The 17,803-nt window shown below is 30.0% G+C and carries 14 protein-coding genes; 6 read left to right on the top strand and 8 right to left on the bottom strand.

Going from position 1 to position 17,803, the window contains the following annotated elements:
* The first annotated feature begins 2 nt into the window (after positions 1 to 2).
* The gene (locus QZ574_RS00070) at positions 3 to 3,725 is read left to right on the top strand and encodes a GreA/GreB family elongation factor (RefSeq protein ID WP_297085433.1); all 3,723 of its coding nucleotides are present in this window, start codon (positions 3 to 5) and stop codon (positions 3,723 to 3,725) included.
* Between the two features lie 612 nt (positions 3,726 to 4,337).
* Here QZ574_RS00070 and QZ574_RS00065 read toward each other — a convergent pair.
* Positions 4,338 to 4,913, bottom strand: coding sequence for a hypothetical protein (locus QZ574_RS00065; protein ID WP_297085431.1), 576 nt, complete (start codon positions 4,911 to 4,913; stop codon positions 4,338 to 4,340).
* A gap of 333 nt (positions 4,914 to 5,246) precedes the next feature.
* Here QZ574_RS00065 and QZ574_RS00060 point away from each other — a divergent pair, with 333 nt between their 5' ends.
* Positions 5,247 to 6,509, top strand: coding sequence for a hypothetical protein (locus QZ574_RS00060; RefSeq protein WP_297085429.1), 1,263 nt, complete (start codon positions 5,247 to 5,249; stop codon positions 6,507 to 6,509).
* A 142-nt stretch (positions 6,510 to 6,651) separates the two neighbouring features.
* Positions 6,652 to 8,334 (top strand): DEAD/DEAH box helicase, encoded by a 1,683-nt coding sequence (locus QZ574_RS00055; protein ID WP_297085426.1) that lies wholly within the window; start codon positions 6,652 to 6,654, stop codon positions 8,332 to 8,334.
* A 1-nt stretch (position 8,335) separates the two neighbouring features.
* On the opposite strand, the gene QZ574_RS00050 is transcribed toward QZ574_RS00055, so the two are convergent.
* From QZ574_RS00050 to QZ574_RS00035, 4 genes are all read right to left on the bottom strand, one after another.
* Entirely contained in the window at positions 8,336 to 8,743 is a 408-nt protein-coding gene (locus tag QZ574_RS00050; RefSeq protein ID WP_297085424.1) for a hypothetical protein, read from the bottom strand.
* Positions 8,744 to 9,556: 813 nt separating this feature from the next.
* Positions 9,557 to 10,282, bottom strand: a complete 726-nt coding sequence (locus QZ574_RS00045) for a hypothetical protein (protein WP_297085422.1) — start codon at positions 10,280 to 10,282, stop codon at positions 9,557 to 9,559.
* 62 nt (positions 10,283 to 10,344) lie between these two features.
* Positions 10,345 to 10,824, bottom strand: a complete 480-nt coding sequence (locus tag QZ574_RS00040) for a hypothetical protein (RefSeq protein WP_297085420.1) — start codon at positions 10,822 to 10,824, stop codon at positions 10,345 to 10,347.
* Positions 10,825 to 11,026: 202 nt separating this feature from the next.
* Complete coding sequence (locus QZ574_RS00035) at positions 11,027 to 11,686, bottom strand: hypothetical protein (protein WP_297085418.1); 660 nt, start codon at positions 11,684 to 11,686, stop codon at positions 11,027 to 11,029.
* Between the two features lie 311 nt (positions 11,687 to 11,997).
* Between QZ574_RS00035 and QZ574_RS00030 the strand changes: the two genes are divergently transcribed.
* Positions 11,998 to 12,609 (top strand): recombinase family protein, encoded by a 612-nt coding sequence (locus QZ574_RS00030; RefSeq protein WP_297085416.1) that lies wholly within the window; start codon positions 11,998 to 12,000, stop codon positions 12,607 to 12,609.
* A 58-nt stretch (positions 12,610 to 12,667) separates the two neighbouring features.
* Here the strand turns inward: QZ574_RS00030 and QZ574_RS00025 are convergent, their stop codons facing one another.
* From QZ574_RS00025 to QZ574_RS00015, 3 genes are all read right to left on the bottom strand, one after another.
* Positions 12,668 to 13,510 (bottom strand): agmatine deiminase family protein, encoded by an 843-nt coding sequence (locus QZ574_RS00025; protein ID WP_297085412.1) that lies wholly within the window; start codon positions 13,508 to 13,510, stop codon positions 12,668 to 12,670.
* On the bottom strand, positions 13,507 to 14,106 hold the full coding sequence (locus QZ574_RS00020) for a hypothetical protein (protein WP_297085410.1): 600 nt from the start codon (positions 14,104 to 14,106) through the stop codon (positions 13,507 to 13,509). Before QZ574_RS00020 ends, QZ574_RS00025 begins: the two co-directional genes overlap by 4 nt.
* Before the next feature lie 66 nt (positions 14,107 to 14,172).
* Entirely contained in the window at positions 14,173 to 14,799 is a 627-nt protein-coding gene (locus QZ574_RS00015; protein WP_297085408.1) for a hypothetical protein, read from the bottom strand.
* Between the two features lie 1,743 nt (positions 14,800 to 16,542).
* Between QZ574_RS00015 and QZ574_RS00010 the strand changes: the two genes are divergently transcribed.
* On the top strand, positions 16,543 to 16,767 hold the full coding sequence (locus tag QZ574_RS00010; protein WP_297085406.1) for a hypothetical protein: 225 nt from the start codon (positions 16,543 to 16,545) through the stop codon (positions 16,765 to 16,767).
* Between the two features lie 371 nt (positions 16,768 to 17,138).
* Positions 17,139 to 17,471, top strand: a complete 333-nt coding sequence (locus QZ574_RS00005; RefSeq protein ID WP_297085404.1) for a hypothetical protein — start codon at positions 17,139 to 17,141, stop codon at positions 17,469 to 17,471.
* Positions 17,472 to 17,803: the final 332 nt, after the last annotated feature.

The following is a 17,803-nucleotide window of genomic DNA, read 5'->3' as shown; positions in this document are numbered from 1 at the left end:
CTATGAGTGGTTATATTGAGCAATTAAAAGAAAAGCGAGCCCGATGGGTTACAACCAACAAAGAAAACGACTTTGAAGATGGTATTACAAGCTTGTTAACCGAATTATATCCAGATAATGCCCATTTTATTTATGAGCTATTACAAAATGCAGAAGATACTGGTGCTAAAAAAGTATCATTCGAATTAAAAAGAAATGAACTGATATTTATACATAATGGAGATAAGTTATTTTGTGACAATGATATTGAGGCAATTACCAACATTGGAAAAGGAACAAAAAAAGACGATGTAAATAAAATTGGAAAATTTGGTGTAGGTTTCAAATCCGTATTTTCTTACACAAAATCCCCCAGCATTTATTCAGGAGAGTATAACTTCAAAATTACAGATTTAGTTGTACCAAAACTGATCGAGCCTATAATCAAGAAAAGTACTGAAACTGTTTTCATTTTTCCGTTTAATAACGAAAGCAAGACAAAGAATAAAGCTTATGATGAGATAAAGGAGGGATTATACAATATAAACAGAACCACATTATTGTTTCTTAAATCTATTCTGCAAATTGAAATAAAAATCTCAGATGAATCTTATACCATTACCAAACATACTGATACAGTCAATAAAATTGCCACAATTACAAATACGAAACTGAATAGAAAAACTAAGTTTCTTGTTTTTAACAAACCTTTACCCAATGAGGGAAAATTGTATGTTTCCATTGCTTTCAAGCTCACCCGAGATAAAAAAACAAAAATTGAAAAGGTCGTTATCGACAATGAATCAAAGGTTTCTATATTTTTCCCAGCAGAAAAAGAAACCAGTAATTTGAAATTTCACATACATGCACCATTTGCTTCGACAGTTGCACGTGATAGTATTACCGACCGTAAAGAGAATAAAGAGCTAGTAGAATTAATCGCTGACCTTCTTTGCGAAGCAACTGAATGGGCTAAGTTTAATGGATTTTTAGATGATAATTTCCTCAGATGTTTACCAATAGAAGATGACAATTTAAGCGAATTTTACAAACCGATTCAATCAAAAATTACGAACCTGTTCAATACCGAACCTTTTCTTCTTTGTGATAACAACGAATACCATCCAGCAAAGAACTGTTGGCAGACAACAAATAGAATTAAAGAAGTAATTTCAACACAAGACCTAAAAATACTTCAGACAGGTAGAATCAAAAATGATTGCTTTTGGACATCAAAGCCATTTCAAAGGAATGCAAGTGGAAGGGTAAATAGTTTTCTAAAATCTTTAAAACTCAATTCGTATAGTGAAGATGATTTTGAAAAACAAATATTAAGCTTATCAGAACATTTTGTCGAACATTCATTCGATATCATAAAAGAACTTAAAAATTGGAAAGATGAATTTGGGTGGCTTAGTAAAGAGTTTTCATCAGTAATTAAAGATGCATTAAAGTCGAAGCAAAGCAAACAGGAAATTACATCCAATTTATTTTGGCTTTTTGAAAATGAAACAGAATCATATATACATTCTTATTATTATCAACGTAGTACTGAAATCAAGAATATTATTAGATCAAATTATAGCCACTATGTTTTAACAAATTTTTTAACTAATAAAAGTGATGAATGGTTAAAAGGATTCTATGAGTTAATTTACAAAGTTATTGACGTTGATGACGAATACTATGATTATGATGATACTGATTCAGAATACAACGATTTAAGAATGTTTGTTAGATTAAATAATAAAGAGTTTAATTTTTCTAAATCTGAATGTTTTTTCCCATCCAAGACGAACCTAAACAGTATCAAAACTTTTATTATTTCTACTGGCATATACGATGAAAATCAAAATAAAAAGAAAGAATCGAAATCTAAAAAATTCCTAAAAAATATTTTAGGAGTAAAAGAAATTTCCATTGAAGACGAGGTAAATCATATTTTAAAGAGGTATGAGGAAGGAAGAGAAACTAAATACCATGATAATATCTTACATTTAAAACTCTTTTTCAAATTTTTAAAAGATAATAAATCGAATTTTGACGAGGAATTATTTGCTAACAAGCCTTTTCTTATCAACTCAGATAATGTTTTAACAAAACCTTCCTTAATATTAATTGATGAACCAATCGAGCAAACATCCTTAGTAAAACTGGCGGACAAGAATTACAAATCACTTCATTCATTTTATTTTGAAACTGAACGAAATATTTCAATAAAGAAATTTAAAGAATTTTTATCTGCAGTCGGTTGTAACTTCACTCTTCCCATTAAAAATAAATCTGACGATCCGAGAATTAAAGAAAAGCTAGGTAACAATGAACGTGAGACATATTATGGTAAGAATGAAAACTTTTATCTTCCAATTCACCGACCATTTAAAAAACCCAAAATAAAAACTAGCCTAATTATTTGGAACGAATTATCAAAACTACAAGATGTCAGTTGCTTTGATGCAATATATAAAGCAAATGGCAGCTCTGTAACAAGAACGTGTGACTCAGATGTTATTGAAGAACTACAGGAGAATGCTTGGATTCCAAATTCTAATGGAGAGTTTTTTAAACCGCAAGATATTACTGAAGACACTTTACACCAAAATTTCAAAATCAACGATCAAAATGGGTGGTTATCAAGAATTAATTTTGGTCAAAACGCCATAAAAAATCAAAAACTTGAAAATGTAAAAGAGGAAATAAAGGAACATACGGGCTATAGCCTTTCTACATTGGAGGAAGCACATAAAGTAGGTATTACGGAAGAAGAAATAAGCAAGCTAATTCAGGATAAAAAACGAAAAAAAATAGATTTAAAAGATGGTATTAAAAATCACAATCGGAATATAGATAGTGATAATTCGTCACTTAATCCATCTATTGTTTCAAATGCTGAAAAATACAGAGAGAAAGCACAACAGCAACTTTATGAGAATATTAACCGCTCTGAAAACAACCACAAATCTTACAATTATTCAAAAAAAGTAAAAATAGGCAAAAGCGAAACTCTGGAATTTCTAAAAAAACAGTACCAGGGACATTGTCAAATATGTGGATTTACGTTTTCTCAAACAGGAAATAAAGGCAATTATTTTGAGATGTTTGATTGGCTAAGTGAAAAGATAAGTAACCAAGAAACAAATATTATAGAAGTAGGTACTTCATTGAGTTTATGCTCTCGTTGTCACTCAATTCTTAAGCACGGTGATTTTGGGGCTGACTTTTTAGATAGCATACAAGAAATTGAAAAGAGTGATTACAAAAATTTTGCAGAATGTTTTGAGTTAGTCGTAAATGAAAAAGATATTCCTGAAGTATTTGAATTTATAGAAATGGATATGTATAAACTTCCAATTAGGAAACTAAATCAGGAAGAAAATATTTTCTTTTCAGAAGAACATTTCATTCATTTTCACAATGTTTTAACATTGCACGAGAACAATCAAGATCAAGACTTTGAAGAACAAGTTACAGAGCAAGAAAATATTACGATTATTAAAGATGAGTTACCTGAAGTTGAAACAAAAAAAGTGGTTGAAATTGGCAGTTTTGTTACAGTACAATATAGCAACACAAATAATCCTCTAAGGCTTAAGATGGTAGCAAAGGCTCAAAATACCAAAGACAAAAACGGTACTAATTTAATATCAATTCATTCTCCGTTTGGAAAAAAAATAATGGGAAAACCAGAAGGATATAGGTTTGAGATGGGAAAAAACTTGGTTGAAATTTTGAGTATTGATAAATAGCCTCTGTTGTCGGATTATTAGTTGCGATAAAGAAATTGAGCGAACTATAAATTAGTCATCTCACATCACATTCCAATAGCCAAATAATTACCCTTACTTTAGCATGGACCATCCTTTTTCTTCTAACATAAAAAGTTTCAAAGATGATAAAAGTTGGTTTTTTTATGGTATTGTTCATGTTAAGATTTACATGTTTATCACAATCTGCAAATTACGATTTTGAACCTCTGGATCTTCAAAAAGTATCACAAGATATTGATACCATTAAACAAGAAATTGACAGCACATTTTTTTACATCAACTCCACAGTCCAAATTCTTAAAGAAGAAGTTAAAATCTTTGGATTAAAAAAAACTGTTCTAATAAATGGCAGGATCTTCCTGCCTTATTCAATAATCTTCGGGTTGTACATTTTGTGGTTGTTTGGAAGAATGCGAAGAAGATATAGGTATTAAATTCAGAATATATCGCCAGAATTGCTGGGGTGGTTTTTGAGAGGTTATTTATTTGAAAGAAGCACAATTACTCAAAAAGTTTTTAAAATAAACCTGCGCTACCCCAGCTAATCCAAAACAAGAATATTAATTAAAATCTCCTTCGCTGTAATTAAAGTTAATTCTGACAATAATTCACCATCAGATTTTGTAGCAATGTTTTAGGTGAATTTGGAACAAGAATATTGTTAGATTTTACAAACCGATATAAGCAATCTAAAATGTGTTTTTTCAGCAACACATTATACGGGATTTCTGAATTATACCAATCTCCTTTCCTTTTCAACGTAGTGTGGATCCCTTCTGTTAAGGACAAGAAATCTATGTCATTAACAACTCTTCCCAATGCACTTGTAACAAAGTGAATTTCAGTGATGGGATATTCTTTGCAGATATGATTGTACAAAGCAGCTGAAAAGGAATATTGTTTTATATGCCAATTGGGTATTGGTTTTATACCAAACTTGCTGACATCAATACCACGATATTTGAAAAAATGATTTGGACTAAAATTTGTAAATAGAATGATACTGTCTTGATACTTGTTTACTTCTAATGCATTCAGTAAATAGGGTACTTCACCAACATTTATGAAATCATCAATACCTAACAATTCCAAATCTTTTATAAGAATATCAGTTTCAAAATCATCGAAATCTGAAACTTGATTAATGTGGGCATTAATACAAATCATATTTAAATTTTTAAGATTTGATGTTTAGGGTAGGATATTTCCGTTACCAACCAAAATTTAATTATAAAGTTTCAATCAGAGATTGAAACTCCAACACATAATTCACCCAAAAAAACATCTAAATAAAGCGACCAAATATCTTCAAAATTATAACCTTATAATAGCTGTAAGGGAAAATTATAAAAACCATATAGTCAATGAGTTAAATCTGTTTTTAGTTGAGATGTTGAGCCATATATTGAATAGGACAAGTATCATATAAATAAATAATTCTTGCCACTGAAAGAAAGAAAAAACAAATGCTTTAAAAAAAGATATATAAAATAAAAAAGCATGAAAGTAATATTCAATCTAAATACTGTTGGCATAGATAACATTAATCAAAAACAAGTGAAAGATAGAGATGTAATTATTTTATCTACACAAACATTAAATTCAATCCTGGCTCTGATTACACAAAAATATTTTTATAACGAGTATCAAACAGTTAAAATTCATTCCAATAACTTCAGGAGAATTTCATCCGATTACACATTATATCTTAATTATCTTGAAAGAAATGAAATAATAAAAGTCATCAACCACTATATAATTGGAAAGGAACCTAACAAGTATATGTTCCATGATATTTTCAAACGATATGCAAAAATCCATGATATAACCTACCTACCGAATGACCCTGAGGCAAATAAAAAGTCAGAATATCTAATACCAATAAATGAAAAAGTAAAGAAGAGGTTATCCAAAGATTTTAGAAGTGTCCAAACCATCAACATTCCAATTTTAAATAATAAGATTGATATAAAACCAGACATCTACGACCTGAAATCCTACATTTCAAGTTATGATGGTTTTGAAAGAATAAAAACTGGTTGTACATATTATCATTGGAAAAGTGGTAGGCTCAACACTTCATTTGTCAACTGTTCAAAAAATGTAAGGCTGAATAATTTTGCATTCAATGGTGATAAGCTTGCAAGTCTTGATGTTCCATCCAGTTTTCCATTATTTCTATCCATATGGTGTGTGAAAAAAGGAATTGATATAACTGATTATGAATTTATAAAATGGTGTTCATATATAAAGAGAGGTAGAGATTCAAATGGTAAATCAACAGTTTATAAAGAGCTAAGAACATTATTGAATAAAATGAAAGACACTGATGGTCAAGAAATATATGATGAAAAACTAAATGCTTATACCAAAAAAGAAAAACCCTTTTATTCCAATTCTACTTCAAAATTGGCCTTTCAACAATGGTTAAATGGTAAAGAGAAAAACAATGTAACTAATAATGTTTTTAAATATTATTTCAGGTCAATGTTCGACATAGTGGATCGTTTGAAATTTAAAATGTATGATGAACTTGTAGTATTAGAAACCGATTTTATCATGAATCAGATGGTGGCCAAATTATATTCAGAAATACGAGGAATAAAAATATTGACATGTCATGATGAAATATATTTTCAAGATAAATTTAAAACCCAGGTAACCGAAATATGGAATGAAGGACTAAAAAGTCTGTATGACCAGTTACCAGATGACGAGTTTGATGATGATGATTTTTTTGATGGTATAGAAGTATTTGATTGATTCACACCTAATAGTGAAAAACCAAAAAAAATCAATGACACAAGCAAATTCCGAAAACTTTTACTTTTTAAAATTCTATAAATCATATCTGAATATTCATTCAGCTGCCAGAAATGGCTAATTTTTTAATGATAAAATAGATATGATAAAAAGCAAAGTATTAAAAGTTAGAAAAAATAAAAAGCAATTAGATTTTCATAACCATCAATCTGAGTCCTATAAAAGCCTCACAGATTTCTATTTGAAGAATAAAAAGAGTAGTGGTTTAATTGTAATACCGACAGCTGGTGGGAAAACACATGTAGCATCATCTTGGCTGATGAAAAACTTGGTTGACAACAACAAAAAAGTCATATGGTTAGGACATTACCATTACTTGTTAGAAGAAGCTGTTGATGCCTTTAATATTAATTGTAACAAGGAACATTTACCAAATAGAAAGAGAATATCAGTAAATGTAGTTTCAGGTTCAACACGACACAACAATGTGATTGACATAGACAAGAATGATGATATTATCATTGGAAGCAAGGATTGTCTTTTAAATAATCTACAACTTTTTAAAAGTCAATATTTAAATCATCACGATGAAATTTTTGTTGTGATAGATGAAGCACACAGAGCCGTGGCACCCAGCTACAAAAAGCTAATTCAATTTATTGATGATAATACCAACCAATTAACAATTCTTGGTTTAACAGCTACACCAGTTCGTACTTCATCTAATGAATCATTGTTAGAAGTTTTTCACGATGATATTATTTATTCAACTGATTTATTTGATTTAGTAAAACAAGGTGTTATTGCTCTGCCTGTTTTCATTCCAGTAGGTGTGGATGAATCATTTGTACAGAATGAAGCTAAGTATACCAAAGTAATCAAGAATTATAAAAAGTTACCTGATAACGTAAAAAGAAAGCTTGCCTACCATCATCATTTAAACCAACTAATAGTTCATACCTACAAAAAGTCGGTTCATAGCAAGACAATTGTTTTTGCTATTGACCAAGAGCATGCAGTTCAATTAACCAATTTATTTAATGCTCAGGGAAACAATGCAAGATATGTAATTTCCAATGCGTCCGACAATTATATCAGAACGGTAATGGATGATTTTAAAGCTAACAAATTTGATATTTTGGTTAATGTGAACATCTTAACCGAAGGTGTAAATTATCCAGATGTAGAATCTTTGTTTTTAACACGACCAACATCTTCCAAAATTTTATTTAATCAAATGATGGGTAGGGCATTAAGAGGCGTAAAGGCTGGCGGCACCAAAGAAGCTAATATTGTTTGTTTTATTAATAATTGGGAAGAATTAATAAGCTGGTCAAGTCCGAAATCATTAAAAGGTGCAGTAAACCTTACTAAACCAGGCATTAATAATAGAAACAATTATAATGTGTTTGTTAAGGTCAAACACAACACCCAAGGATTTATAAGTTCCATTGGTAATAATGTGAAAATTAAAATATTAAATGATAAGCTAAAACGAAAGGTTCCAGTGGGATGGTATTTCATTAATTTATTTAGCTGTAATAGTCCTTCTAAAGCAAAAAGAATTATTGTTTATGAAGATGAAATAAGTCAGTACAATGAATTGTGTAATTGGTTATCTATTATTTGTGATTATGGTTTTTCGGAGCATCCAATGAATGATGATTTTCTGAAGAAAGTATATGAGGTTTTGCCATCATTAAAATCTTCTATTATTAAAGACTTTACGATTTATTACCTTCTATATGAAGAAGCTCCATCGTTTCATTCGTTAAATAATAACTTAAGTTTTGACTTGTTGGATAACTTCAAAAAAACAGCATAATTTATTCTTGTGATTCAATATTTGGAATGTTATCAAGTGAACCTGAAGAAGATGGCGAAAATGGCTGGTTAAAGTAAGGTGGACTATTAAAATCTTGGCTATTACCAATTCTACGGTGATAGTCAAGGTAATTTTTACCAGAGTCTTTATTGTTAATGTTATTGTTTTTAATCAGTTTTCTATTCTTTTTCTTCTTTTTAGATTTTTTACTTTCTGGTAAATGTTCAATTTCTTTCAAAAGGAAGTCTATAAAATTGAGTACCGATAATTGGTCTGAGATTATTTTCCCATTTTCATCGAATTCTATTGAATTAATTTTGGGTGCATACTCACTAACAAAATCTTCATATTTCTTGTAAAATGGTGGCTTAGGTTGATTGTGTCGGGGCATTATATCTTTTAGTTTCATACTATTATTCTTTTCTATTATATATAAAAATTGGTGAATGGATTTATAACATAAAACGAATTCAGGTTAGTATTCCAGGAGCAATATGGAGTTTCTGGGCGGCTTTCCTTTTTGTGATAATTGTTGGTTAAAGTGGTGCAGTTTTATTTGAACCAGAACCACCACAAGTAAGAACAAATAATAGATATCAAAACACTTAAGTTACCATGTGATTTTTATAATTTTCAATGAAAATTTATTCTAAATGTTTCTTTTTGTCCAACTTTTACTAAAATATGATGGACAAAAAGTTGTTTGTCAACTAAAATTGAATTATAAAAACACGCCCCTTCAGCCGTGGTCAATGTTTTTTTCACAGATCTAACAATCAGTCTCTTTATTGTTCGATTTTCAATCAAACATTTTTTCATCCAACATGCACTTTTTTTAAACTTTTCAATTTAAAATCTATAGAATAGGTATAGCTTTTTTTGAATTAAAATAGATTTTTGTATTTCATGTAATATGAATTTTTTTGACGGTCATTTTAGATAATCTGAAGTGGCCGTTTTTTATTTGAGATAGTTAGTAGGTTTTATTGTACCCAGGTAAATATCCGATTTTGTAGCACAGGAGAAGCACAACTTTCATCGTGCTAATTCCAGAACATTTAAGTAAGTTAACCTCGTTCGTTTTCAGGTATTTTTTTTGTTAAAGTGGTTGCCTCAAAAGAACTGCATCAAAATTACTCCACTGTCAACTAAAATAACCTTTCCCAATTTTCCCACCACATAAAAACTGAAATGATTATCCACAAAAAGTTTTTATAACAATCTAACATCTGTTTCCATCAACAATTTTGTGCAGTTTGGGTGCTTCTTTTAATTTGTAGATGGCATGGTATAAATCTGCATTTTTTGAATTATCCCAATAAGAATTATTACTGAAAGATTTAGAAATTTCATTTTTCAAAGAGTTATGCAAATCTCGTTCAATCTGATTTTGATATTCTCTTTTTAAATCATCAGAAATGTAGGTTTTCCAAACCATCCAATAGCCATTATTCATTATTTCACCTAAAATTATTCCTTGTCTAATTTTTCCCATTAGATATATCCGATTGTCTTTTTTTATCACTTTGGAATGTGTGAAAGGATTATTATTAAAAAAGGTAAGAACCTTTTCAATTGGTTCAACAATATTTTTATTTAATCTTTCATTATAACGGCTGAACAAATGAGCATTAAATACTGAGATGCCTACATTCGGATCAATTCTAAATACACGGATACCAATATTTGTGTAATAATAAACTAAATTGGTTATAGATATTGTTTCCAGTCCTTTATAGGAGACTTCTGAGAAGCTTTTATTCATAATAATGAACCAGGTATTTTTACATGGTGTGACTACTTTAAAAGGAATTACAAAAGGATCATCTTTTTTAATTTTATTTTTTCTTCGTGCTCTATCGTATCGTAAAGCCAATTTTGTGTGGAAATCATTCTGAATAACATTGAAATCTCTGTGAATCTCTGAATGTACTTCGGAATCAGTCATTGAATTTAATAGCATATTATTTGAGTTTTATAATTTTAATTTATTGTTGTTGTTAGGAAAGATTATCGTTTCAGCTTTAGAAAAGGTAATGTGCAATAATGAATACAACCGTTATTATATCCAACCATCATTACATTCATTTCATTTAAAACAATTCCTATGTATGTATATTTTTCAGGATCATCAATTGTAAAATCATAGTGATTGCCATTGCCATCAACATTCCAGGCATGTGAGAACTGAGAACTACCATCCTTGGGAATAATAACTCCTTCTACATATTGATAGCCTTCATCCATCATCTTATTTGAATTCCAGTAGCATTGTCCAAGCTTGTGAGTTCTTCGGTCAATCTTCCCTCTTTTGACTTTAAACTCCCGTCCATAAGAATTTAAAATATTGGCAGATGCATTTACTTTTAACTCTTCAAGCCATATCTTGATAGAAAGATCTCTTTTGTCGATTCCACTTAATGAAACGATTTGGTTCATTTCTTCCGAATAGTCCTGTCTTTCAATGTGTTCAAATTCTATTTCTTTCATATTTTTTAATTTTTATTGATTAATATTTATGTAATTGAGTGCAAGATTTTAAGAAATGAGGACTTAAAATCTAGATGAGGATTTTTGAGGACTTGGAGTAAGAAATTTAATTTTAAGAGGTCGGCTAAAAGCCTTAACCTATAGCATGTTTGGGGGTTTTACAACTAATTTTCATGATGAAGAAAATAATTAAGTATTACTATCAGTTTTGAGTTATTACCTTTAACCCAATTGGATATTCAAAATGAATTTTATCAGAGTTTTCATATGAAATCCAAACTTTTGTTAAACCATACACCCAAACTTTTGTAACATTTTTGAGATTTTTATGATATTGAGTTTGTACATTACAATTCTCATATCTGAAGGGATTCATTTCATTTATTACAAAATCAAACAGAAAATCCATTCCTTTACATTCAAGCTGGAAAAGAACTTCTTCTAACGCATCTAATATTTCTCTTTGGGTCATTTTAAAAGAAGCTTTATTTGCATTTAATTTGTTTAAATTCAACTGAAGTAACTCCCCACCTTTAATTAACTTTTCTAATTCTTCACAGTAATTTGACCAAGCTAAGTGATAAGCATAAGATGTATTTCCTTTCTTCTTATTGCCATTATACTTACTGTTAAATTCATCCAAGAACAATTGTGCCATACCTCTGGCATGTTCTAATACCTCTTCATGACTGTTAAATTGGCAGCTAGCAAATTTGTCTGAAGTACCAAAATAAAAAGTATAATACTTCCCTTCTTTAAAATTCCTAAATAGTCCTAAATAAATATTTAAACTATTTGACTGGTACCTAAGCATTTCAGGATTGTTTACTAAAAGTTCTTTAAATTGATTTTCATTACTCATAATTCTAATTTTTATTGATTAATAATTTATTTAATTGACCGCAAGGTTTTAAGAATGGTCGACTTTGAGCTCAGAAGAGGACTTTTGAGGACTTGCATTGATTAAATGATAGATAAAATGTATGTCTGAACTCCTTTATTTGTGGTAGGTGTGGAGGAATTCAATTATTTTTTCAGAATTGTGAAAAAAATCTGTCGCATTTTCAGCGTTTCTATTTTAACCTGTAATGTAATTTAATAACGCATATCCACCGCCAATTGCGGGGTTCTCCATATTTTTGTGTTATTATTTAAATATCCTAAAATAGAAACATGAATATAGCCTATTATATGCGCACAAGTCACTATCTCCAGAATATAGCTACACAGGTCGATAAAATAGAACCTGGGTGGAAAGTTTATGAGGATAAAGGCGTGTCGGGACGATTGGCATTTGAAGACCGACCAGCTGGTAAACGATTGCTGGATGATGTAAAAAAAGGTAAAATAACAGAAGTAAAGGTTTTACGAATCGACAGACTCGGAAGATCCGTTCAAAATATTCTGGATACGATTTCATATATCCATTCGTACAACATACCGATAGTGAGTATAAATGAAGGTGTAACAACTTTGGATGAAACTGGGAACCAAACTCCAGTAACAGGATTACTCATAAATGTATTATCCAGTTTGAGCGAATTTTTCTATCACCAGAACCGTGAAAAAATCCTTGTCGGGATTGAACGAGCTAAGCTCGATGGGAATAAATATCGAGGCAGGAAGCCAGGGAGCATCGAAGATATCACCAAATTCAAGAAAAAAACTAAAACAAGAAAAATTAAGGAATTGTTGGAAGAAGGTGTTGGAATCCGTCCGATTTGTCGCACATTAGAATGCTCACCAAATCTTGTATATAAAGTTAAGAAAGTGTTTTATTTATGAGTTCTTTTTGGTTCATTCATCAGTTAACCTTGTTATAAACGTAATCTGGGTAGATTAATTATTTCAAAATTCCCCAGCTACTACAATTTAAAACACCACCATATTTCGCAATCCAGCTGGCATTAACTGACTTTACTTTCATATCAGCACTAACATTTTTTTTTATAGTTTCTAACGCTAATCCATCAGTTTTATTTATTCCAAATTGAGGTACAATTATTAATTCACCGACTTGTAAATAATTAATATAAAGACCATCGGCAGTTTTCATATTTTCATCCATCGGACAAGGAAGTTCAATAAACTTTAAACCATAATTTTTCAAATCAATTCTGAATTTATCTTCCCAATCCTGAAATTTTGGATTTGGCTGATTAATAAAAACAGTGTCAGAGTCAATAAATCTTATCAAACCATCAGCATGACCCGTTGATTCTTCTGGGTATTCATCAATTAAAAGAACTTGACATTTTAGGTCGTACTCAAGTCGATAAACAATGGCTTCTTCTGATGGAAATTGATATAGATTATCTTTGATAACACGTCTTGTGATTACAACCTTATCTTTCCACTTTATAATATTTCCACCATCTAAAATAATTGGACTATACCTTGGCTGTTTGAAATTGTTGAACAGTTCAATGTAAACGGGATTACTTATAAATCTATAATCGCTACGGTTTAGATAAGAAGCTGGGCGAAATATAAATTGTACAAAATCATTTTTAACTATCTGAACAGGCATAAAATCACGACAATAAAAATCATCAGCCTCGGCAATTAACCCAACATGATATCCTTCTGATTCAATAATATTAACAAGTTCTTCAAACTCCTGAGGAGATTCCCCTTGTGTTTGGCTGCTAAAATAAACAGTATTGATTTGACGGTCAGTTATCATTTTTCTAATCGGTTTTCAAGTGCTTTTCTAATTTCTATTGCTATTGGTATAAACTCTTTATCGTTAAATTCATCAGTTTTAGCATTGTTACACCAATAACAACATGGAACGCAGTTTTCTGTGGTGTATTCGAGATTGGGTTTTTTGCGGTCTATTTCCATGGTATAACCACGCTGATAAGTTTTTTTGAATATCTTCTTTTTGTCGGCTAACTGGTTTATAACATCTATAGTTATTTTACAATATTCACAAGTATCAGCCTTGGCTTGATTTTCAAATATCTGATATGGGTATCGGTCTTTAAATTGCTCAAAATAGTCATTATACCAATCTGTTTCATCAGAAATTATTAATTGCTCCATTGCTTCATAAGCATCTTGAACAGAAAGTTTCTTTGGAATATCTTCTAATCTATCCTTCCTATGCCATTGACTATATTGAGCTGTATAAACGGTTATTAAATTTTCGTGGTTTTCTGTTTTAAACGTTAAAAAATTCTCTTTAGTAAAAGATAAATCGTTTACTACACAGTAGAATCTGAAAAACCGCAACCTTGTAAGGAAACTCTGTTTGGCTTTTTCGTTGTAGGAGGACATATTAATTATATTTCAATCTCTTTGGATTAAAAAGTATTGCGAATGTAACAAGATGGATTGCTTATACTATGTATTATATTTATCAGCATCAAATTCCATTTCTCCCTCAATACTGAAATTCTCTGAGAATTCTGATTTGCCAACCTTCATTGTAATATCGAAACGTTCATTATATAGATAAATATACTCACTTTCATTTTCTATTATCTTGTAGTGTTCTCCTTTTTCAAATTGTATATACCCATTTCTTTCGACATCAAGACAATAATAAGTTTTAGTGCATAAAGCCGCCTGAGCTGAATCCAAAATAAGTTGAAAGACCCTTTCTAAATCATCAATTGTATAATGTGGTGTGTCATTTATGATCTTCTTAATCTTTGCTGTTTTCCTATCAAAAGTGGATTCTGGTACCCCAGCAAATTTTCTTGCTAATGGTCTATCTATGGGGGTATTACCATATTTTCTTTTCCAACGTTTAATTCTTTCATTTCTCCTATTAATATCTGAAAGAACAATATATTTCTCAGCTAACACTCTTACAACATTTTCACACCCAGATACAATTTTATCTATCATAACTGGTGATTCATTCTTAACACTTTTTTCTATCTTTTTTCTGAAGCCAGGATTTGTCAATTTATCAGCAATTTTTCTTAATGCTTCATCTATCTCTTCAATTTCGTTATAACTCATAAATATTCATTTTTCTCATTATTGAACATTTTGGGAAATTATAAAAAATTGAGGATTAAATGAATAGAACTGCTATAAAAAAAAGAAGGCGGGCAATAGTATCAAGTCTATCAGAATATTAGTCCTTGTGATATTCTATAAGAAAGAATAATGTCAGTCCTCAAAACTCGCCTTTCAGAACATGAGTCTACGATACTTAAACCTTTGAATTTAAATTACGGAATTGATGGAAATATGATGTTGAGTATAAGCATCGGCATTAAAGATATTAGAAGCATTAAATCTAAAATTTCAAAAGAACGGACTTTTCTCATTAATGAATATCTTAAAATGCAACAAACCAACCAAGGCGTTCCTATGTCTCTATTTATCTGAGTCTTAGAAATGTTGTTCTGTCGTTAATGGGGAAAATATGAGTCCTCAAAAGTCGCTATTCAAAAAATTAGTATTCGATACTTAAACCTTTGCATTCAAATAACATGAAACGATACCAATGAGGTATGTGTAGAGAAATATCTGAATTAATAATGTTAGAAGCAGGAGGTATGAAAAATCAAAAAGTAGGACTCATCTCGTTAATGAAAATTTTAAAATATTCTGAAACAAATAGAATAATCTCAGAGCTATTGTAGGATAGGGTTTTCACCTGTTTAATCTTACTTAAAATTGAATATTACAAGTCCTCAAAAATCCTCATTAAAAATACAAGCCTACAATTCTTAGGAACTTCGTACTCAAATAATTTGAAATAATACAAAAATGAAATATAAATCTAAAAAAATCAGAATTAACAAAACGAGGGAGAGCAGGCACCCACCTTAAGCAGTTCTCCTAAACACCTTATAATTTGAGAGTAAACTCAATTAAATAAAAATCGAATCAAAAAAAATATTAATTAAAAATTATTGAATATGAGAAAAAAAATAAAAACATTAAGAAGTCAGCATGGCACGATTGAAATTGATCGAAACTTATTTGACTTTTTCATTGAATTAAAGAAGTATTTCAAAACTAATTCGATGTCTAAATGTGAAATAAGATTAGTAGAGAATAGAACTAAGTCATGTTCTTCTAATAAATCACGTTATGCTATCAAAATAATTAAAGAGAACTTCTGTGATATAGAATTTATTGCACATCGGAACGGAATTGAACTTTATAAGTTTGATATGTACCTGAATGGTATTAAACATAAGTCCTCATTCATGAATGCATTTACGCACATCTCAAAATCTTTAAAAATCAAGATACACGTGAATTCTTCCAATCCATCGAATAATAGCGCAGTATTTTCTGATAAAAGATACCGTTTTTATTCCAAGTTCAATTTCCGAAAGTTGCAAGGTTCGAAGTACTGGGTTAATTAGATTATGAATTATTAAAGCATAAAAACTAAACTCGCTGAACAATTAAAAGTTATATGAAAAACAATGATGGCGAAAACGAAAAACAAAATATTTTATTAATAAAATGCTATTGATGCTCAATTCATAATAAATGAATTATTCGACATGAAATGTCGAAATACGAAAATAATTTTCCTGTTTAGTCTTACAGAATTGATCGCCTGTAAGACATAAAGCTACCACTTAAATATCGCACAAAAGCGACATTGATTCTCAATTGACTATATGATTCTGTATTAGTGAATTAGAAATTTGAGCAGTCTCTGTAATGCGATAGCTATATCTAAATATTATTAAAAATAGAACCTCGCTTGTATAGGTCAAAGCAAATACGATTATGAACGAATCAGAATTTTTAAAATTAGCTACAAGTATTTGTAATATTATTGGTGGAGACTTTGCTGGTTACCACGAAATACTTAACCAGTATGGATTTATTGATGAGGATGAGGTAATAGTTATTTTGGATATGTTTAATCAAAGCATCTGGATTCCAGATGTATTCTCCGAGGAAAAAGCTGATGCATTGAAAAAAATTGCATTAGAACATGGGTTAGGTTAAATCAAATATGAATTCATCAAGGAATTGTTTTAATACATGAGAAAATGGTGCATTTTATATGCATCATTTTCAATCTACGGTCAGTTTGAATTAATCGTTTCAGCATCTCAATTCTTCATTTAACAGATTAATCCAAGTCCTCAAAAGTCCTCATTTAAATTTTAAGTCAACGATTCTTAAAAACTTTGTATTTGGAAAATTTGAAATAGCATAAAAAAACAAAGCGTATGGTTAAAAAAAATAGAACAATAAAAATTAGAAAGAGCAGGCATCCGCCTGAGATATGCATACATAAATACATCAAAATTGAGAGAAAACTCAATAGAATAAAATCGAAAATAGAGTATTAATAAATATAAAAAATTAAAGTAATGAATGAAAAAATCAAATCAGTTAAAACGAATAAATTAAAAACTATGAAATACACATTTTTTTCAGATCCAGGGCACGGATGGTTAAAGGTTCCGATTGAACATATCAAACAGCTTGGTATCGAATCACAAATAACGTGTTTCAGCTATGTTTCAAATAATGATAAGTATGCTTATTTGGAAGAGGATGTAGATGCTAATATTTTCGTAAAAGCAGCAATGAGAGAAGGTTGGATTGAAGATATTAATAAAAGTGTAAGGCAGTCAGAAACTAATTCTGAAAGTTTTATTATAAAATTAAATATATATAAAAAAGAAAATTATATCGAATAAAAAAAGAACAGATATGTCATGAAAAGACAAATCGCAGATGAATATGTCGCAAAAATTAAAGAGATGCAACTCTAAATTATCGTTCCGTAAGCATCAATTATAACCATGTGTAGTAAAGAAACTCAAGATTGATTGTAGCTACAACAGCGCACATCTATAGAGTTGTAGCTCTCTTTCAACAAGCTCTTAACTTTTTTTAGAACAAAAGTGCCTGACCATGAAATGGTCACAATGGAATCGTTTTGTCCATATCGATGACCTCCTCCCATTATCCGACACACCCAAAAGTAGAGGAATCCGACTTATCTAACTGTTCCATAAACACCCCATTG

Origin of the sequence: uncultured Draconibacterium sp., from assembly GCF_913063105.1 — a bacterium.
GTDB lineage: Bacteria > Bacteroidota > Bacteroidia > Bacteroidales > Prolixibacteraceae > Draconibacterium.
This window is presented reverse-complemented; position numbering and strand designations above follow the sequence as displayed.